The organism is Mycobacterium sp. IDUB_17 (assembly GCF_055419465.1).
On sequence record NZ_JBVAXS010000009.1, the window covers coordinates 94,235 to 112,118 of the forward strand.

The following is a 17,884-nucleotide window of genomic DNA, read 5'->3' on the forward strand; positions in this document are numbered from 1 at the left end:
TCAAAGCCGCCACGACCGGGCAAACGTACCTGACGCTGCCAGCTTCACCCGGCGGCACATTCGTCAATCGCATGAGGCTCGTGGGCCCGCGCATGGACCCCTGACCTCGCGCTCGCTATGGTCCGATGCGGATCGGCGCCGGGTTCCACAGGCCGCTGCGGGTGGCGGTGCCGAGGTCCAGGTGGGCCTCGGAAGCCTGCACGATGGGGTCGAATCGGCGCAGCGAGCCCCAGTCGCGTCCCCAGTCCCGGGACAGGTAGGTGGGCATGACGTGGGCGCGCAGCAGGAGGTCGGTGATGCCCAGCGGCCCGCCGTTCTCGCCGCTCTGCCAGGTGTCGGGCATCTCGATCTTGGCCGGATAGTCCGGGGAGATCCGGTATTCGGGGACTTGGGCGACGCCGTTGGCATGCAGCATGGGCTGTTGACAGGGGAACACCAATCCCACGGCCCAGTCGAGCAGAACCGGCTGCGTGGAGCCCAGATACTCTTGCACCGAACGTAATTCGGGCATCCGGGGCGGAGTGACGGCCACCCAGTCACCAACGTTGAGCGAACGGTCTTCGGCAACTACCCGGACGAAGCGGGCATCGGCGGGGATCTCGGCGCGAGGGAAACGGAGGTTGCGCCAAGCAGGTTGGGGGCCGATGTCGTAGGGGGTGAGCCGGCCACCGGGCACGGGGGTGCCGTCGGGGCTCGGTGTGCCGTATTCGAGGGCGACGGTCTGGGCTGCGGTGTGCCCAGACAGCACACTGTTCCCGGTGATGGTGCCGGCAGCGGTGATCACCACGAGCGGGTGGTCGTTGTCCGCAGCAGGGAGTCGATACCACGCCGAGGTCAATGTGCTGACTTGTTGAGGCCCGGCGGTGAAGCTACCCGCCATCGGCACCCGCGCGGGGTCCAGGCCGTAGGGCAGCGCGACGCTGGAACCGTTGGCCCCAGGTTGGTCCAGGGCGGTGGCAGCTTCCCAGTCGTAATCGGTTCCGGATTTGGGTTGGCTCTGCCAGATCGCCTCGGCCAGAGTGTGTTCGGGCACTCCGTTGGTGCCGAAGCCGACGGATTCACTGCCACCCAATGGGCCCAGCGGACCGTAGCCTCCGGGTAGCGGGGCCAGGAATCCGGTGTTCGGGTCGGGTTCGACGAGGACATCGTCGGCCAGCCCGCACCCGCCGGCCAGCTCGCGCAGGTTGGCCCAGCCGTTGGAGTAGCTGGGGTACTCCTTGATCACTCCGGTCAGCATCGAGCCGGCGCACACCACCACCATGAACCCCGCCGCCACCGGCACGGGTGCGGCAGTCAGCACGCGGGTCAATCGAGGCTCCGGCCGCGTCGGTGAGGCCAGGTGCAGCCAACCGGCGTAGCCGGCAGTCAGCAGGCACAACGCGAAGAGGATGGCGCTGGCGGTGACCGGCCCCCAGTGCGGGCTACTGTCGTTGAACGGTACCCCGTAGCTGGAGACGTACCAATAGCCGTTGGTCGACGCGAAACACAAAGCGAGAACAAAGAATACGGTCGCCAAGAAAGCGACCCGGTTGCGTGCCGACTGCAATACCGTCGGGCCGAGCAGCACGGTGGCCACCGCGGCCATCGCCGCCCCGGCTGCGGCGAACAGCCCGAAATGGTGGATCCACTTCGTCGGCGCGAACGTCAGCAGGAACAAGGTCGCGAAGATGACACCCATCAGCCGCCACACCGGGCCGGTGGCAATCCCCGGAATCCGCTTGCGCCGCAACAACACCAGCATCGACGGGAACAGACACGCCATCGTGATCAGAATTCCGAAACGACGCGACAGGGCAGCGTCGGTCGTCGACAGAACCAGGTAGAAGTAGCGCAGGTTCTCGGTGTACCAGGGCTGAGCGGGTCCGATGGCCGTGCGGACCTCGGTGGCCTCGCGCACCGCGGCGATGGTCTGATCGGCGAAGATCACCGTCAGCACCACGACCCCGGCCGCCGCCAGCGGCAACAGCACCGGCCAGATCCCCACCGTTTTCGCGCGGGCGACGATGATGCGCAGGATCGGGCGCCCGCCTGCCAGCAGCACGGCTACCGCGATGATCCCGGTCGGCTGGATACCCAGCGTGAATGCGGCCACGACGATCGCCAGCCCCACCGGGGTGACGCGGCGGGTGACGATGGCGCGTTCGACCAGGACGTAGGTGATCAGGGCGCCGGTGGCGATCTGACCTTCGGGACGCAGCCCGTTGTTGAACGGCATCCACGCCGCGATGAACACCAGCGCCGCCGCCCACACCGCGGCGCGGTTACCAGCCACTGCCGGACCGAGCCGGGGCAACACCTCACGTGAGAGCAGCAGCCAACACACCAACGCGCAGATCAGGTCCGGCAAGCGCAGCCACAGGCTGGCGTGGCTGACATGGGTCATGGCCGCGATGAGCTCGTAGTACCAGCCGAACGGGTCCTCGGGGCTGCCGAACCAGCGGAAGTAGTTCGCCATGTAGCCGGCATGGCTGGCGGTGTTGGCCATGCCGAACTGATAGCCGTCATCGGAAGATCCCGCGCCGGCGATGAACCAGAACACCGACACCACGACGACGGTCGCGTCCACCCCGGTGAAGTAGCGCCACCGGGCCGGAATGCGCCGTTGCGCGCGGCGGCCATCGAGGCGGTCCAGCCGCCACAATGCCAGCAGCCCAACGACGGTGCCCAGGATTCCGGCCAGCATCGCCGCCATTTTCAGCGGTGACGGGGAGCTGGTGAAGCGCGTGTCGATCGTCGCCGACAACGACAGCCCGGGCGGCGCCGGACCCGTCAGATCGGTGAACACTCCGACGATCTGTGGCCGCAAGTTCGGGTCGGCGAACCCACTCCGCAGCGCGGTGCCGGTATCGGGATCGATCAGGCCGGAGACCGAGGCGAACGTGCCCGCCGTCGATGAGGACACCTCCAGCTGCCGGCATGCCGGGTCGTCCATCCGGGCGCGGGGCACGCTGAGGACAACCACGTTGCGGGCGATCACGTCGACGCGCTGCGCGGTGGCCGTCACGAACAATCCGTTGAGCATCGCCTGCTTGCCGGCCGCGGGCGCCGTCCCCAGCACCAGCTCAGCCGCAGTTGGCATCTCACGGATCACCGTGCACGGCACCGACGCCGTCAACGAAATCGGTGTCAGCGAGACCAGCGGCGCGGTGACACTGCCCAACTGCCCGTTTTGAGGCCAGTTCAGTGTCGCCGTGGTCTGCACCACCGGCAACACCGGAATGAGCACACTGGCCACGAACCCCACCAGGCCCGCGATGATCGCAACGAGCCGGGTCACCCGCAACGGGCGGTCCGACCGCGCCACCGATTCCTCAGCGGGAGCGCCGCCGGTAAGAGGGGCGGTGTCGCGCACCAAGCTCACCGGGTCTCCCCGACCGTCGTGTTCGCGCGCATCGCATCATCAGTATCCGAAGCAACTGTTACAGTCAAGCGTGCCACGGCCGGTCGACCACGCTAAACGCGAGGAACTACTGGCCACTGCGGGCGCGATCTTGGCGCGCACCGGGGTGGTCGATACGTCGCTGCGCGAGCTTGCCTCCCAGATGGGAACCAGCGCTCGGATGCTGGTCTACTACTTCGGCGGCAAAGAACAACTCATTCTCGAAGTCCTGAACCGTCAGCAGCGTGCTGCGATACCCCGGACCGAGGAGTTGGATCTTCCGGAGTCGATTGCGGCACATCGTGAATGGTGCTTCGACGACTGGCATGACTGCACCCGAGGGGAACGCCAGCAGAGCCTGCGTATCGTGCTGCAAGTCTTCGGTGCGGCATGCGGGCTCGACAGCCCCTATCGCGAGTACACCTGGGACACCCTGTCCTTACTGACCCGCAACTCCAAGGCCCGCCTGCAAGCGCTCGGCATGCCCGAGCACGTCGCCGAAACCCGTTCGCGCATCGCGCTGGCAGCCTTCCAGGGCTTCATCATCGAGTACTTCACCGCTCCCGACCCCACCTTCGTCGACGACACCTTCGCCAGGTTCGTCGATGAGTTCCTGCTCGCACCGTTCGCTCCCGCCGACCCCGGGCGGCTTTGAGGAAACGCGTTGACGGCCAACAACACCGATCCCGAGCCGGCACCGCCACAGTGCCCGACCGAGGCGGTCGGACCTCACTCCCCGCCATGTATCCGTCGGAAAGTCACTCGCAACCCGCGCAGCACGTCAGACGCGCCCGCAACACAAACACCACGTCGCGACGGCCCCGATGCGACCGATTGACGGTTGGCCAACTACCATGAGTCGTCCCTATGGGTTCTCAACACCTATGTCGATAGGTTCCCGCCCCCGTAGCTCAGGGGATAGAGCACGGCTCTCCTAAAGCCGGTGTCGCAGGTTCGAATCCTGCCGGGGGCACCACATCTTTGTATTACCTCGGTTGATGCTCGCAATATCTGTGTCGGTTGATGCCTGACGGTGTTTCGGCTGATGCTTTACACCTACTTCGGTTGATCCTCGACACGACGTGAGGGAGTTGAGCGTGGTCGAGCAGAGGTATCAGGCCGTGCTGGCGGTGATCATTGACGATCGGCAGCGTTCCAGCGTTTTTTTCATCGCTAATGGCCCGGTCCAGCAGATCCGCGGCAGCGGTGTGGACCCGGGCCGCAGGCCAAGTACTTGTTCCTAGGTCATCGAGATCCTCGAACGCCAGTCGAGACGGTCGGCGGCAATACATGCCGACAGGCCCGGTGCGCAGAGCTCGACGACGATTTGTGAATGCACGAAGATTGCTGTTTCCAATCACAACAATGCAGGGAAGGAGAGACGGATGAGCTTTATCCACGCCCAGTTTCTTCCTGAATTCATGCTGGGCGATGACGTTGTCATGCTGGCAATGGATACCGCAGGTGCGGCTGTCATCCATGCCACGTTGAATGATGCGGTGCAGCACGGGTGGTCGCAGTTGGAACACGACGGAGTCACCCACGAGTTCCGCATGGAGTCCGGTGCAGCCGATATCGAACTGGGTGATGGCCGCATCGAATGGCGCCTAGATCGGGCAACTGCGGTTGAAATCCTCGATGACCTGGCGGAGCCCGCCGACCACGCTGGACATCAGTACGTCGACATCCACACGCCTGCATCCACCCTGGTTCTGTCGTATGACGAGTACACGCCCGAGTATTTCGAGCAGCTCCCCGACGGATTGCGGTACGCCAAGCCAGGCGAAGGCTCCGCCTAGATACGTCCGGTCTAATCAGCAACGGACGCCAACGATGGAGTCCAGACGACCCAAACGACAAACGACGCCCGACTGGAGCCTAGGGCTGGCTTGGGTCTGCTGAATGAGCTTGCGACTCGAGCTCGCGGACTCCGTTCGGGCAGTGTTTCGGCGCCAGAATCATCCACCGGTCATCGGTTGTGCGGAGCAGATCATCGATTTTGCACATCTACCAATCACTACCGCCCCAAAGCCGGTGTCGCAGGTTCGAATCCCGCCGGGGGCACTCAGTTCTTGTTTGACCTCGGGTGACGATGCGGGGGTCCCCGATCTTGTCGGCCGGCGCCAGTAACGTCAGCGGCAGATCGACATTCAGGGGGATGACAGGGTGAACCGCACGGTGCAGTACTGGCGGCTTTTGCAGCCGGACGGTGCTCCGCTGCCCGGTGAGTTTCCGGCCGAGCAGGTGGTTCGGCGGCTCACGCGAGCTGAGGCCGACGGCCTCAACCGCTACCGCCGCTGCCCCGACGGGATGCTGCTGATCGCACACGGCACGCGTGATGATCGGATGCTGATCCTCGACAAGGTGCGCCGGGAGAACCTGCCCAGCATCGGCAGCGCCGCCGGCGCCCGGCGTGCGATCGGGCTGACTCCCGATGAGGGTCTGCTGGAACCGACGTATTGCCTGTTCGGTGAGCGCAACATCGTTGCCATGCTGACAAGCGGTGACGGTCCCAGGTCCCGGCGGCTGGTCGACTATCTCGAGCACAAGCTCGAGATCGAAGTGGGCATCGAGCCAGTGCTTACCCAGAACCTCGACCAGGCACTTGACGAGATGAGCGTGTCGAGGGTGGACGTCGCAATCCCGGCCAATCGCATCAATCGGGAACTCGTGGGTGGTGACTGGGTCCAAGCGCTCGACGGCGCCCGCGCGCTGGCCCAGGACGGCGTCGTCCGCATCGGTATCTCGGTCGGCCGTCGCGGCACCGGAACACAGAAGGATGCGATCCGCCGGCGGATCCGCGAACTGATCGACACCCTGCGAGGTTCCGGCGCGCTGTCGGAGTTCGAGAGCGCCCGCGTCGTCGGATCGATCAGCGGCACCCCACAATCGGTCGACCTACTCGAAGACCGGTTCGTCGAGAAGACCCAGGTCGATGCCGACCGGTTGAACGATCCGGATCGATCGACCGCATATGCGCGAGAGCTGTTGCTGCAGTCGCTGACTCGCAACCGCGATTATCTGTTCTCGGCCGTGGCTGAGGTTCCCGGCAACCCAGCGCCGTATTCCGACGCATTCATAGAGATACCCGACGATGAACGCGAATAAGCGCCCGGTGATGCAGTTCAGCCTGCGGGAAAGGCTGCAGCACAACTGGGTTCGTCATCAATGGACGGACTGGTTGCTCGCCCTGATCGTCGTCGGCGTATGGCTGGCACTGGGCAGGGCCGGTTGGCTGCCGTGGGGCCTGACCGAAGTTCCCCACGACACCCGCCGAACCGCCTACCAGATTCTGGCGACGGTGGCGGCCACGATGGGCGGGTTCACCCTGACCAGCGTCTCGATCCTGGTCAACCTGCTGCGGGCGCCGATGACCACCGTGGACAAGCTGTTACCCGCCGACGACAAACGCCGGGTGGGCACCGCATTCGTGTCGGTGCTCCCGGCCCTGTTCACGTTGTTCGTGGTGGCGATTGTCGGGCTGATGACCGACGCCAATCTTGATACCGGTTACTGGTGGCTGCAGGCGGCGATCGTCGGGGCAGCCGTCGCGGCCGTCGCGTCGCTCGCGCGGGTCGTGTGGATCCTGCGGCGCCTGCTCACCCTGTCCTCGGACTGATACGTCAGTTCAATTGCTGGAGGCTCAGTTTCCGACGAGGGGACGACCACTGGCCTGCCAGGCCTTCATTCCACCCTCGAGTTCGACCACGTCGGTATAGCCCAACGACCTCAACGTCTCGGCGGCAGTCGCGCTCATGGGTCCGGTTCGGCAGTAGATCGCAATCGTGGCATCGCGATCGCCAGGTAGCCGGTCGGATTGCTCGGCGACCCAATCGAATGGAATCGACAGGTCGGTGCCGGGGATGTCGCCTTGGTAAGGCACGTGGACGTTGACGGTCAGCGTGTCGGATCTTCCTATAACGGTGGCGAATTCGTCAGCACCGACCAGCCGATGATGCTCAACGTTCACCGTGCCGGATTCGATGGTGGCGGCTGACGGCGGGCCGGTTGATGCGCCACATGAGGCCAGAGACATCGAGGCGACGACGGTCAACACTCCTACGCACATCCGCTTGAGCATGGCCACAATAATACCCCTAGGGGGTACTTGCGCACCGCACTTCACCACTGCTACGGTCGCCTGGTCACATACCCCCTAGGGGTATCAACAGAAGGAGCGAGATCGATGACAACTTCGTCGACGCAGGTCGATTGGCATTTGCGCGGAGAATGGTTCGACGTGTGCAGCTGCAAGCTGCCTTGCCCGTGCAGCTTCGCCCAGGAGCCGACGCACGGAGATTGCTTGTTCACCCTGGTGTGGCACGTCCGCGAAGGACACTACGGCGACACCGATTTGGCGGGCCTGAGCGTGATCGCACTCGGTGAGTTCGCCGGCAACATGTGGATCGGCGACCCGAACGCGACGATGAAGTTGATGTTCTACATCGACGAAAAGGGCGACGCCGCTCAGCGTGATGCACTCGAGCGCATCTTCACCGGCAAGGAAGGCGGCTGGCCGGCCGAATTCGGCAGCCTGATCGAGGAACTGCGCGGCATCGAATACGCCCCGATCAGTTTCGAGGCCGCCGATGACCTCGCCTACTGGCGCGCCGAGATTCCCGGCAAGGTCGACCTGAAGGTGGAGGCGCTGACCGGTCCGACAGCTGACCCGAACCGCCGCGTGACCACAACCAATGCGCCGGGCGCGGAGGTCGGTCCGGGCCAGGTTGCCACGTGGGGAGTGGTCAAAGAGGACCACGCCGTCGGCTTCGACTGGTCCCATGAGCACAGCGGTGGCTCAAGCAAGCACTTCCCGTTCGACTGGCGTCCCGGGTCCGAGGGCTCGGAGTCCGGTGAGGCCACCGAGGACGCGGAACTTTCGTCGTCCTGCAGCTGCGGCTGCTGAGTCGGTCGCCGACGCCGGGCGGAAGCATCTGAGCCTCCGCCCGGCGTCGGCCCGGGTCAGTTCAACCCGTTGGACAAGATCATCGACTCCCCGGTCTGCAGCCGGCCCCGATCCGACACCAGGTACAGCACGGCATCGGCGACGTCTTGTGGCTCCAGCAGCCCCGGACGGGGCCGCCCTTGGGCGAACATCTCCTCGACGTCAGCCAGGCCCGGGTTCTCCAGGTCCGGCCGGATCACCTTGTACGTCGCCGGGTTGTGGATCATCGGCGTGTTCACCCCGGACGGCAGCACCGCGTTGACCGTGATGCCGTACTCGGCGACCTCGTATGCCACCGACTTGACCAGGGCCACCACCCCGGCCTTGGCCGCGGCATAGTGACCGGAGTTGGTGGCGCCCGTGCCCGCCACGATCGACGACGTGGCCACGATGCGCCCGGCCCGGCGCTCGACCAGATGGGGCAGCACGGCCCGGAATGTGTTGAACACGCCGGTCAGGTTGATGTCGATCATGGTCTGCCACCGCTGCTCGGACATGGTCGCGATCGGCTCGCTGCTGGCGATCCCGGCGTTGGCCAGCACCACGTCGATACCTCCGAACTGGGCGACCGCGGTGTCCACCACCGACTGCATGGCCGCCAGGTCGCGGACATCGGCGATCACCGCCAGACAGCGCCGGCCGAGCGCGGACACCTCCTCCACCGTCCGCTGCAGGTCGGCCGGCGTGGGCAACGGATAGTCGACCGATTCGACCGGCGCCGCGATGTCACACACCACGATGTCGGCGCCTTCCCGCGCCAACGTCGTGGCGTGCGCACGCCCCTGCCCGCGCGCCCCTCCGGTCACCAGAGCCGTCTTGCCGTCCAGCGCTCCCACGAATACCCCTCCTGTAGTTCGGTCCTTGAATGGAGACCACCGGCCTCGGCAAAACTCGTCGAAGGCCCCTGCCACACCACGCGACCCAGGCGTCACAGCAGGTGGCTGGCAACACCCCGAGAAGCCATCCGACACCCCTATTTCCCTTGGCAAATGAATTCAACGCCGTGACCGGGGAGAGCTTCCGGAGAGCAAATTGGCTGCATGGCAGGCTCCCAGGCAATTCCCGGGAACATCGTGAGATGCACTAATGTTATCTACAGTCGGGGGTTCTGAGCTCCACCACAGCAAACAACCCGGAGGTGAAAATGATCCGTTCGAAACTAATGAGGGCCGCTGCAGTCGGGCTGGGTGCGTTGGCGGTGCCGGTCGGAGTGGCAGTCGCTGGGGCCGCTCCCGCATCGGCCGGTCCCAATATCTGCGCGACCGGACCGTACGGCTACGTACAGGCTTGCGTGGAGGGTCCCGGTTGGGGCTGGTACGACAACGGTTGGCACGGCCGCGGCCGCGGGCATGGCCACGGTCACGACGACTAAGTCGGCTTAACCACGGGGTAACGCCGTGGCGGGAATCCAGGCATGGATTTTCGCCACGGCGTTATTTGTTTCAATCGCCCGAGTCACTCTCTTAGTTGTAGTAGCTTCGGCTTCATGGAGGACGTCTGGATTCTCGGCGGTTACCAGAGCGACTTCGCGCGCAATCTCTCCCGCCAGGGAATCGACTTCGCCGAGCTCACCCGCGAGGTCGTCGACCACACCTTGAGCAGCGCCAGAGTCGACGCCACCGGCGTCGGCGTCGTTCATGTCGCAAACGCCTTCGGTGAACTGTTCGCCGGCCAGGCCCACCTGGGGGCGATGCCGGCCACGGTGCACCCGGATCTGTGGGGCACCCCGGCCTCCCGTCACGAGGCCGCATGCGCGTCAGGCAGCATCGCGATCCTCGCGGCCATCGCCGACCTGCGCTCGGGCGCCTACGACAGCGCCCTGGTCCTCGGGGTGGAGCTGGAGAAGACAGTGCCCGGCGATACCGCCGCGGCCCACCTCGGCGCCGCCGCCTGGACCGGTCATGAAGCCGACGACGCCAAGTTCGTCTGGCCATCGATGTTCTCCGAGGTGGCCGACGCCTACGACCAGCGCTATGGCCTGGATGCCGAGCACCTCCGCGCCATCGCCGCGCTGAACTTCCGTAACGCCCGGGCCAACCCGAACGCCCAGACCCGCGACTGGACGGTGCCCGATCCGATCGGGGACGACGATGCCACCAATCCGGTGGTGGAAGGCCGGCTGCGCCGCCTCGACTGCAGCCAGATGACCGATGGCGGAGCAGGGCTGGTGCTGGTCAGCGACACCTATCTGCGCGCGTACCCGGACGCCCGGCCGATCGCCCGCATCGACGGCTGGGGCCACCGCACCGTCGGGCTCGGCCTGCGGCAGAAGCTCGACCACAGCGCCACAGATCCGTACCTGCTGCCGCACGTACGCCACGCCGTGCTGGATGCCTTCGGCCGTGCCGGCGTGGGGCTCGACGATCTCGACGGGTTCGAGGTCCACGACTGCTTCACTCCCAGCGAGTACCTGGCCATCGACCACATCGGGCTGACCGGCCCCGGTGAATCCTGGAAGGCCGTCGAGAACGGCGAGATCGAGATCGGCGGGCGGCTGCCGATCAACCCCAGCGGTGGGCTGATCGGCGGCGGCCACCCGGTCGGCGCGACCGGGGTCCGCATGCTGCTCGACGCCGCCAAACAGGTCAGCGCCACCGCCGGGCCGTACCAGGTCGAGAACGCAAAGAACTTCGGCACCTTGAACTTTGGCGGCAGCACCGCAACCACCGTCAGCTTTGTCGTGTCGGCGAGCAAGGAGTAGACATGCACACCGAGATCGTGACCAAGTTCCTGTCCACCCTGCCCGAGGACGACAGCCACCCCTACCGCACCGGGGCGTGGCGCCCGCAGACCACCGAATTCGATGCCGACGATCTGCGGGTCGTCGACGGCGAGATCCCGACCGACCTCGACGGTGTCTACCTCCGCAACACCGAGAACCCGCTGCATCCGGCGTTTCAGACCTACCACCCCTTCGACGGGGACGGGATGCTGCACATCGTCGGCTTCCGCGACGGAAAAGCGTTCTACCGCAACAGGTTCATCCGTACCGACGGCTTCCTGGCCGAAAACGAGGCGGGCGGGCCACTGTGGCCTGGTATCGCCGAGCCCGTCGAACTGGCTCGGCGCGACCACGGCTGGGGCGCCCGCACCCTGATGAAGGACGCCTCGAGCACGGACGTGACGGTGCACCGCGGGGTCGCGCTCACCAGCTTCTACCAGTGTGGCGACCTGTACCGCGTCGACCCGTACACCGGCGACACCCTGGGCAAGGAGGACTGGGGTGGGGCCTTCCCCGCTGATTGGGGTGTGTCGGCACATCCCAAGGCCGACAATGCCACCGGTGAACTGCTGTTCTTCAACTACGGCAAGCAGGCGCCGTACATGCACTACGGCGTGGTGGACGCTGACAACCGCCTGGTGCACTACGTCGACGTCGAACTGCCCGGGCCCCGGTTGCCCCACGACATGGCGTTCACCGAGAATTACGTGATTCTCAACGACTTTCCGTTGTTCTGGGATGCCGAGTTCCTCAAGAACAACGTGCACCTGCCAAAACTGCACCGCGACATGCCATCCCGGTTCGCAGTCCTCCCCCGCCGCGGCGCCGCCGGCGACGTCAAGTGGTTCGAGGCCGACACCACTTACGTCCTGCACTTCACCAACGCCTACGAGGACGGCGACGACATCGTGCTCGACGGGTTCTTCCAGGGCAACGCGGCACCGGCCCTGGCGCTCGACAAGATGCAGACCAGACTGCACCGCTGGCGGTTCAACCTCGTCACCGGGCAGACCCGCGAGGAGCAATTGTCCGACAGCATCACCGAATTCGGCATGATCAACCCCGGTTATGCCGGACGCGACTACCGCTACGCCTATGCCGCCACGGGTAAACCGGGGTGGTTCCTGTTCGACGGATTGGTCCGCCACGACCTGCACACCGGATCCGAACAACGCTATGCCTTCGAGGACGGGGTGTACGGCAGTGAAACCGCGATGGCGCCCCGGGTGGGCAGCCGCGGCGAGGACGATGGCTACCTGGTCACCATCACCACGGACATGAACGACGACGCGTCTTACTGCCTGGTGTTCGAGGCGGCCCGGGTGGTCGATGGGCCGGTGTGCAAACTCGCTCTGCCGGAACGGGTTTCCAGCGGAACCCACTCCACCTGGGCTCCGGGTGACGAGCTGCGCCGATGGCTGGTGCGTGACTGACACACCCGCCGGGGGCACCAACGCCGTCGGGCAGATGCTGGGCCTGGTCGGCGACGAGTGGACGCTGCTGGTGATGCAGCAGGCCCTGTTGGGTGCCACCCGCTACGGACAGTTCCAAACCCGGCTCCCCATCTCCAACTCGGTACTGACCCGCCGCCTGGGTTCCCTGACTGAAGACGGTCTGCTGCAACGTCACCGGTATCAGGAGCGGCCGCCACGCGACGAATACCTGATCACCGCACGTGGGCGGGCACTGTGGCCGGTGCTCGTGTCGATCTGGGAATGGGAACGCCACTGGGTGTCCGAACATCGTGAGCCACTACCTCGGATGCGGCACTTGGCCTGCGGTGCCGATTTCACGCCGGTGCTCAGTTGCGGCGTGTGCGGGACTCCCACGGCTGCCGGCGAGGTGGCCGCCGCGTGGGGGCCGAGCGGGGGCTGGTCGCGGTCGCTGCCGGAGGTGACGACCCGCCGCCGATCCGTTGACGATCGGCGTGACTCTCCCTCCGGCCTGTTCCCGCAGACCATGAGCGTGCTCGGCAACCGCTGGGCGTTCGCGATTCTGGTCGCCGCCTTCACCGGCACCACCAGGTTCTCCGCCTTCCAACGGATACTGTCCGCCCCGCCCGCATCGATCGCCGACCGCTTGCAGACCTTCCGGGCCAACGGCATTCTCACCACCGCCGACGAGGACCCGCAGTACCGGCTGACGCCGAAGGGCGCCGCATTCCTGCCTGTGCTGGTGACGGCGCTGGCCTGGGCGCAGCGGTCATTCCCCGGCGTCGAAGGCCCCGCGGTGATCCTCACGCACACCGACCGCGGGCACGGTTTCTCCTCGGTGCTGAGGTGCGATCACTGCGGCGATCGGCTCACCGGGGCAGCGGTGTCCGCCGTCGAATCGTGATGGCCAGCACCGTCAGTAGGGCAATCCCGGTGAGCGCGACAGCGACCCACACCGGCCCGAGATTTCCGGCCGGGCCGACGAGCGCCGCGGCGGCCAGCGCCGGTCCGCAGGTGGCTCCGATGTTCAGCGCCGCCGTCGCGTACGAGCCGCCCATTGTCGGAGCCCCGGAGGCCGCGTAGAGCACCCGCGCGATGAGGGTGCTCCCCACCGCGAACGCCGAGATTCCTTGCACCAGGACCAGAATCAGCAGCACCACTGGATGAGCCGCCAAGGCGGCCAACGCAATCCAGCCGGCGAACAACAACGGGCCGCCCACTCCGATGACGAGGCGGGGACGATGATCAGAATACCGGCCGGCCACCGTCACACCGATGAACGACCCGAACCCGAAGAGCACCAGCACCACCGGCACCCACAGCTCCGGCAAGCCGGCGATGTCGGTGACGATGGGCGCCAAGAACGTGAAAGCGGCGAACGTGCCCGCATTGACCAGGGCGGCGAGGAGCAGGGCCGATGCCAGTCTCGGCGATTTGAGTTGAGCGAGCTCATCACGCAGCGGAGGGCCATCGCCCGCGGGGGCCGAATTCCCTTCAGAGCGAACGGGAATCCCGTGCAGGATCCCGACTGCGGCGGGAATACACAGGAGTGCGATCGCCCAGAACGCTGACCGCCATCCCAGCAGTGCACCCAGCACTGCTCCGCCCGGCACACCCGCGATGGTCGCCACTGTCGTCCCGCCGAGCAACACCGACAGCGCGCGCCCCTTCTGGTCCGCCGCCACCAGCGCGGCGGCCGCGCTGAGCGCGACCGCCAAGAATCCGGCGTTGGCGAGTGCGGCGACGACACGGGTGCCGAAGAGGACCGGGAAGTTCGGTGTCAGCGCGCCGACCACGTGGCAGAGCGCAAAGACGACCACACAGCCGAGCAGGCTCCTGCGGCCCGGCCACCGGCGCGCGAGCACGGCCATGGCCGGCGCACCGATTACCATTCCGACCGCAAAGGCGGAGGTCAGTAGGCCGGCAGCGCCGACCGTGACGCCGAGACTGGCAGCGATATCCGGGACGAGCCCGGCAAGCATGAATTCCGAGGTGCCCATGGCGAAAACCGCCAGGGCAAGAAGATAAAGAGCGAGAGGCATCGAGTACTCCGAGGCAAGAGAACGAACAGGAGACGTCTCGTCACCACGGCCAGCACCCCGAGAAAGGAAGCTGAAGTGTCAGTGATTCAGGGGGCTGACGGCGTGACCGAAAGCCCCCAACTTGTGCGCTTCAGGACTCGACATGCCGCCACCCTACTAAAGGCCCGCACCCTGAACGCAACCGAATTCACCCGGCACAGGCTACCGCGACCTCCCGGGAAGAGATTGCTGATGGCTGGGTCAGTCTCCCCCGCCTATCGACAGAGACGCCGGCGTCATGCCCCCTGTCAGGGGCGCGCGGCATTCCCGCTCGAGTCTGCAGCGCTACGGAAGCGCCATGCCGCCTCAACCGCCGCTATGAAAACCTCCCACCGAATCCCACGTCTTTGACATGCAACAATCATCGAAAAATGGCCAGAAAATGTCTGGCACTCATCCTGGTCGAGTGCTAATATCGGCGGTGCACAGTGATTGGCTGCCTGCCAGGGTGGCGGGCTCTGAGACGTTACGGGAGGTGAATTACTGTGCTTCGTTTTGATCCGTTCAGCGATCTTGATGTTTTGACCAGGAGTTTGCTGTCAGGTGATTCCGGGTCAACTCGCACACCGCGGTTCATGCCGATGGACCTCTGCAAGATCGGTGACCACTATGTTCTGACGGCCGACCTTCCGGGCATCGATCCGGGCTCGGTGGACGTCAACGTCGATAACGGCACCCTGACCATCTCGGCGCGTCGAACCGCACGCACCGAGGAGTCCGTCCAATGGCTGGCGAATGAGCGGTTCTTCGGCAGCTACCGACGCCAGTTGTCGCTCGGCGACGGGATCGATACGTCGGCCATCTCCGCCACGTACGAGAACGGTGTCCTCACCGTCACCATCCCGGTGGCCGAGCGCGCACGGCCTCGTAAGATCGAGGTCGCGCACGGCGCCGACCGCAAGTCGATCGAAACCACTGTCGACGCGGATTAGCCGGTCTCGCCACGGCGGTCCAGCCTGAACTTCAGGCTGGACCGCGCCGCGGGCCATTCGATATCCAGGATCGAATAGACGACGGTGTCACGACGGGAGCCGTCGGGCGCCAACTGGTGGCTGCGCAGCACACCGTCGAGCTTGGCACCGAGCCGTTCGATGGCCGCACGGCTGGCGAAATTGAAGAAGTGGGTGCGGAATTCCACTGCCACACAATTCAACTCGTCGAAGGCATGGCCGAGCATCAACAGCTTGGTCTCGGCGTTGACCCCGGTGCGCCGCGCTGCAGCGGTGTACCACGTGTGCCCGATCTCCAACCTTCGGTTCGGGCCGTCGACATGCAGGTAGCTGGAAGACCCCACCAGTTTGCCGTCGAGGTTGCGCACCACGAAGGTCACGCCGTGATCGGCAGCTCGCAGCTCGAACATGCGCTGCACCCACTCGGCGGCACCGCCGGGCCGCGGCGTCATCGTGTACCAGAGCGTCCCCAGCTCACCGTCCGCAGCGGCAGCGTCGATCTCCGGGATGTGCCGGGTCGTCAATGGCTCCAACGTCACCCATCGTTGCCCGGCCATCTCCAACGGCGTCACGAATTCACTCACGAGCTATCCCATTCTCTTCGCGCGAGCGCTCATCGGACCGAACGTCGACAACAGCGACCACACCGAACACAACCCGGCCAACACCGCCATGGCGCCCCCGACGTACAGGCCGTAGCCCGCCGCCACCGGCCCCTTCACGTTGAGCGTGTAGTACCACACCGTCACCGCTACCAGCGCCAGCGAAATCACCAGTCCCGCAGCCGAAGCCCACCGCTGCGACAGGCCACGCCCGGCCATCGCCCCGGCCACGATCAGGCCGGCCCCCAGCAAAACGATCAGCTGCCCGGCACCAAAACCACGAGGCAACACGATGCTGCCCACCGCCCCGCCGATCGCATTGGCCCGGCCCCCGCCGTTGGCACTGGTGGTCAGCCACGGCAACCAGGCGACGACCACCAGGACCGCGGCACACAGTGCCACGAGCCAACCTGGACGCAGACGAACCATAGCGACGAGACTATCGGGTGTGACCGAACTACCCGACTGGGCCAGAGAGCTCGATCTCGCGCCGCACCCCGAGGGCGGCTGGTACCGCGAGACCTGGCGTAGCGAACTGACGATCAGCCAGGCCTCGCTGCCGACGGGCTACTCGGGGCCGCGCGACGCCGGCACCGCGATCCTGTTCCTGCTGATGCCCGGCCAACAGTCTGCCTGGCACACCGTGCGCAGCGCCGAGCTGTGGTTCCACCACCGGGGCAGCCCTCTGGTCCTGGAGATCGGCGAGGAAAAAGACACCGCGACAAGCCTCCTGCTGGGCCCGGACATCGCCGCCGGGCAGCACCCGCAACTACTGGTGCCGCCCGGTCACTGGCAACGCGCCAAGCCTCGCGACGACGAGCCCGCGCTGGTCAGTTGTGTGGTGGTGCCGGGATTCGATTTCGCCGACTTCGCACTCGGTACAAGTAAGTGAGCATCGTTGCCACACACCGCACTTTGCTGAACCGCCTGCTACCCGACGACAAACCCGACGACCTTTCAGTACGTCACGGGCAATTCCACGTCGTGGTCATCGGATCAGATCGCATGGTGTGTCTTCCCCGCACTCCGGCAGCAGCTGAGCGGTTGCCCGGACGGGTGACCTCACTACGCGCACTCGCGGGCCTCAACCTCGGCTTCCGCACACCCGAGCCGCTCCTGCAGGGCGGTGCCCACGGCACTGATGAGACACCATTCCTACTGCTCACCCGGATCCCCGGCGAACCGCTGGAAAACGACGCACTCAACGATGACCGAGTGGTCGAAACCGTGGCGGCCCAGTACACCACGCTGCTGTCTGATCTGGCCCGAGCCGGCACCGACGAGACGGTACGAGCAGTGTTCCCTCAGGCCCTGGAAGACCGGTGGCACCAGTTCGCACGGAGCGTACGTGCGGAGCTGTTCCAGCTCATGTCCCACAACGGGCGCCTACGAGCGGAGCGAGAACTCGCAGCACTCGACAACCTCCCCCATCTCACCCATGCAGTGGTGCACGGCGACCTCGGAGCTGAAAACGTGTTGTGGGAGTGGCGCGACGGCCTGCCGCACCTCGCTGGGGTCCTCGACTGGGACGATGTCACCCTCAGCGACCCCGCCGAGGACCTCGCAGCGATCAGTGCCAGCTATAGCCCCGAATTCCTGGAGCGAGTACTCGCTCCAGGTAACTGGTCAAGCCACGCACTCCCTGCACGCATCGCCACGATCCGCGACACATTCGCTCTGCAGCAAGCCCTCTACGCAATCCGCGACGGCGACGAGGAAGAACTCGCTGATGGCCTAACCAACTACCGCTGAAGATCCGGGGTACGCCGCGC

Annotated in this window: 17 protein-coding genes and 1 tRNA gene; 12 read left to right on the forward strand and 6 right to left on the reverse strand. The window is 65.7% G+C overall.

Annotated features, from left to right (window positions below):
* Positions 1 to 115 precede the first annotated feature (115 nt).
* Positions 116 to 3,361 carry an arabinosyltransferase domain-containing protein gene (locus ACZYZ7_RS29980; protein ID WP_463742399.1) on the reverse strand — a complete coding sequence of 1,082 codons (3,246 nt, stop codon included), beginning with the start codon at positions 3,359 to 3,361 and terminating at the stop codon, positions 116 to 118.
* Positions 3,362 to 3,431: 70 nt separating this feature from the next.
* Between ACZYZ7_RS29980 and ACZYZ7_RS29985 the strand changes: the two genes are divergently transcribed.
* The 5 genes from ACZYZ7_RS29985 to ACZYZ7_RS30005 all read left to right on the forward strand — a co-directional run bounded on the left by ACZYZ7_RS29985 (position 3,432) and on the right by ACZYZ7_RS30005 (position 6,998).
* A complete protein-coding gene (locus ACZYZ7_RS29985; RefSeq protein ID WP_463742400.1) occupies positions 3,432 to 4,034 on the forward strand; it encodes a TetR/AcrR family transcriptional regulator in 603 nt (200 codons plus the stop codon).
* A gap of 245 nt (positions 4,035 to 4,279) precedes the next feature.
* Positions 4,280 to 4,355: transfer RNA gene (locus tag ACZYZ7_RS29990), tRNA-Arg, on the forward strand.
* A gap of 409 nt (positions 4,356 to 4,764) precedes the next feature.
* Entirely contained in the window at positions 4,765 to 5,178 is a 414-nt protein-coding gene (locus tag ACZYZ7_RS29995; RefSeq protein ID WP_463742401.1) for a hypothetical protein, read from the forward strand.
* A gap of 367 nt (positions 5,179 to 5,545) precedes the next feature.
* On the forward strand, positions 5,546 to 6,487 hold the full coding sequence (locus ACZYZ7_RS30000; protein ID WP_463742402.1) for an oxidoreductase: 942 nt from the start codon (positions 5,546 to 5,548) through the stop codon (positions 6,485 to 6,487).
* Positions 6,474 to 6,998: a hypothetical protein gene (locus ACZYZ7_RS30005; protein WP_463742403.1), complete on the forward strand. Its 525-nt coding sequence runs from the start codon at positions 6,474 to 6,476 to the stop codon at positions 6,996 to 6,998. Before ACZYZ7_RS30000 ends, ACZYZ7_RS30005 begins: the two co-directional genes overlap by 14 nt.
* A 24-nt stretch (positions 6,999 to 7,022) precedes the next feature.
* On the opposite strand, the gene ACZYZ7_RS30010 is transcribed toward ACZYZ7_RS30005, so the two are convergent.
* Positions 7,023 to 7,460 (reverse strand): rhodanese-like domain-containing protein, encoded by a 438-nt coding sequence (locus ACZYZ7_RS30010; protein WP_463742404.1) that lies wholly within the window; start codon positions 7,458 to 7,460, stop codon positions 7,023 to 7,025.
* Positions 7,461 to 7,565: 105 nt separating this feature from the next.
* On the opposite strand from ACZYZ7_RS30010, the gene ACZYZ7_RS30015 reads away from it, so the two are divergent.
* On the forward strand, positions 7,566 to 8,285 hold the full coding sequence (locus tag ACZYZ7_RS30015; protein ID WP_463742405.1) for a DUF1326 domain-containing protein: 720 nt from the start codon (positions 7,566 to 7,568) through the stop codon (positions 8,283 to 8,285).
* A 56-nt stretch (positions 8,286 to 8,341) separates the two neighbouring features.
* Here the strand turns inward: ACZYZ7_RS30015 and ACZYZ7_RS30020 are convergent, their stop codons facing one another.
* Positions 8,342 to 9,160, reverse strand: coding sequence for a mycofactocin-coupled SDR family oxidoreductase (locus ACZYZ7_RS30020; protein WP_463742406.1), 819 nt, complete (start codon positions 9,158 to 9,160; stop codon positions 8,342 to 8,344).
* Between the two features lie 650 nt (positions 9,161 to 9,810).
* Between ACZYZ7_RS30020 and ACZYZ7_RS30025 the strand changes: the two genes are divergently transcribed.
* Genes ACZYZ7_RS30025 through ACZYZ7_RS30035 form a run of 3 tightly spaced genes read left to right on the forward strand, consistent with a single transcriptional unit; the run spans position 9,811 to position 13,383 of the window.
* Positions 9,811 to 11,025 carry an acetyl-CoA acetyltransferase gene (locus ACZYZ7_RS30025; RefSeq protein WP_463742407.1) on the forward strand — a complete coding sequence of 405 codons (1,215 nt, stop codon included), beginning with the start codon at positions 9,811 to 9,813 and terminating at the stop codon, positions 11,023 to 11,025.
* Between the two features lie 2 nt (positions 11,026 to 11,027).
* Entirely contained in the window at positions 11,028 to 12,479 is a 1,452-nt protein-coding gene (locus ACZYZ7_RS30030; protein ID WP_463742408.1) for a carotenoid oxygenase family protein, read from the forward strand.
* Positions 12,480 to 12,513: 34 nt separating this feature from the next.
* Positions 12,514 to 13,383 carry a winged helix-turn-helix transcriptional regulator gene (locus ACZYZ7_RS30035; RefSeq protein WP_463742436.1) on the forward strand — a complete coding sequence of 290 codons (870 nt, stop codon included), beginning with the start codon at positions 12,514 to 12,516 and terminating at the stop codon, positions 13,381 to 13,383.
* Here the strand turns inward: ACZYZ7_RS30035 and ACZYZ7_RS30040 are convergent.
* A complete protein-coding gene (locus ACZYZ7_RS30040) occupies positions 13,349 to 14,521 on the reverse strand; it encodes a Cmx/CmrA family chloramphenicol efflux MFS transporter (protein WP_463742409.1) in 1,173 nt (390 codons plus the stop codon). The genes ACZYZ7_RS30035 and ACZYZ7_RS30040 overlap by 35 nt on opposite strands.
* Positions 14,522 to 15,045: 524 nt before the next feature.
* On the opposite strand from ACZYZ7_RS30040, the gene ACZYZ7_RS30045 reads away from it, so the two are divergent.
* Complete coding sequence (locus tag ACZYZ7_RS30045) at positions 15,046 to 15,492, forward strand: Hsp20/alpha crystallin family protein (protein WP_450072625.1); 447 nt, start codon at positions 15,046 to 15,048, stop codon at positions 15,490 to 15,492.
* Here ACZYZ7_RS30045 and ACZYZ7_RS30050 read toward each other — a convergent pair.
* Both ACZYZ7_RS30050 and ACZYZ7_RS30055 read right to left on the reverse strand, forming a co-directional pair.
* Positions 15,489 to 16,094, reverse strand: a complete 606-nt coding sequence (locus ACZYZ7_RS30050) for a GNAT family N-acetyltransferase (RefSeq protein ID WP_450072624.1) — start codon at positions 16,092 to 16,094, stop codon at positions 15,489 to 15,491. The genes ACZYZ7_RS30045 and ACZYZ7_RS30050 overlap by 4 nt on opposite strands.
* Before the next feature lie 3 nt (positions 16,095 to 16,097).
* Complete coding sequence (locus ACZYZ7_RS30055) at positions 16,098 to 16,541, reverse strand: hypothetical protein (RefSeq protein ID WP_463742410.1); 444 nt, start codon at positions 16,539 to 16,541, stop codon at positions 16,098 to 16,100.
* A gap of 19 nt (positions 16,542 to 16,560) precedes the next feature.
* Between ACZYZ7_RS30055 and ACZYZ7_RS30060 the strand changes: the two genes are divergently transcribed.
* On the forward strand, positions 16,561 to 17,004 hold the full coding sequence (locus ACZYZ7_RS30060) for a cupin domain-containing protein (protein WP_463742411.1): 444 nt from the start codon (positions 16,561 to 16,563) through the stop codon (positions 17,002 to 17,004).
* A complete protein-coding gene (gene vph, locus ACZYZ7_RS30065) occupies positions 17,001 to 17,864 on the forward strand; it encodes a viomycin phosphotransferase (protein WP_463742412.1) in 864 nt (287 codons plus the stop codon). Before ACZYZ7_RS30060 ends, vph begins: the two co-directional genes overlap by 4 nt.
* Positions 17,865 to 17,884 lie beyond the last annotated feature (20 nt).

What these genes read in the sequence shown, in the direction of transcription:
- ACZYZ7_RS30030 (WP_463742408.1), top strand. Translation starts at nt 11,028, where the DNA reads ATGCACACCGAGATCGTGACCAAGTTCCTGTCCACCCTGCCCGAGGAC.
- ACZYZ7_RS30015 (WP_463742405.1), top strand. Translation starts at nt 7,566, where the DNA reads ATGACAACTTCGTCGACGCAGGTCGATTGGCATTTGCGCGGAGAATGG.
- ACZYZ7_RS30035 (WP_463742436.1), top strand. Translation starts at nt 12,514, where the DNA reads ATGCTGGGCCTGGTCGGCGACGAGTGGACGCTGCTGGTGATGCAGCAG.
- ACZYZ7_RS30040 (WP_463742409.1), bottom strand. Translation starts at nt 14,521, where the DNA reads ATGCCTCTCGCTCTTTATCTTCTTGCCCTGGCGGTTTTCGCCATGGGC.
- ACZYZ7_RS30010 (WP_463742404.1), bottom strand. Translation starts at nt 7,460, where the DNA reads ATGCTCAAGCGGATGTGCGTAGGAGTGTTGACCGTCGTCGCCTCGATG.
- ACZYZ7_RS30005 (WP_463742403.1), top strand. Translation starts at nt 6,474, where the DNA reads ATGAACGCGAATAAGCGCCCGGTGATGCAGTTCAGCCTGCGGGAAAGG.
- ACZYZ7_RS30025 (WP_463742407.1), top strand. Translation starts at nt 9,811, where the DNA reads ATGGAGGACGTCTGGATTCTCGGCGGTTACCAGAGCGACTTCGCGCGC.
- ACZYZ7_RS29995 (WP_463742401.1), top strand. Translation starts at nt 4,765, where the DNA reads ATGAGCTTTATCCACGCCCAGTTTCTTCCTGAATTCATGCTGGGCGAT.
- ACZYZ7_RS30055 (WP_463742410.1), bottom strand. Translation starts at nt 16,541, where the DNA reads ATGGTTCGTCTGCGTCCAGGTTGGCTCGTGGCACTGTGTGCCGCGGTC.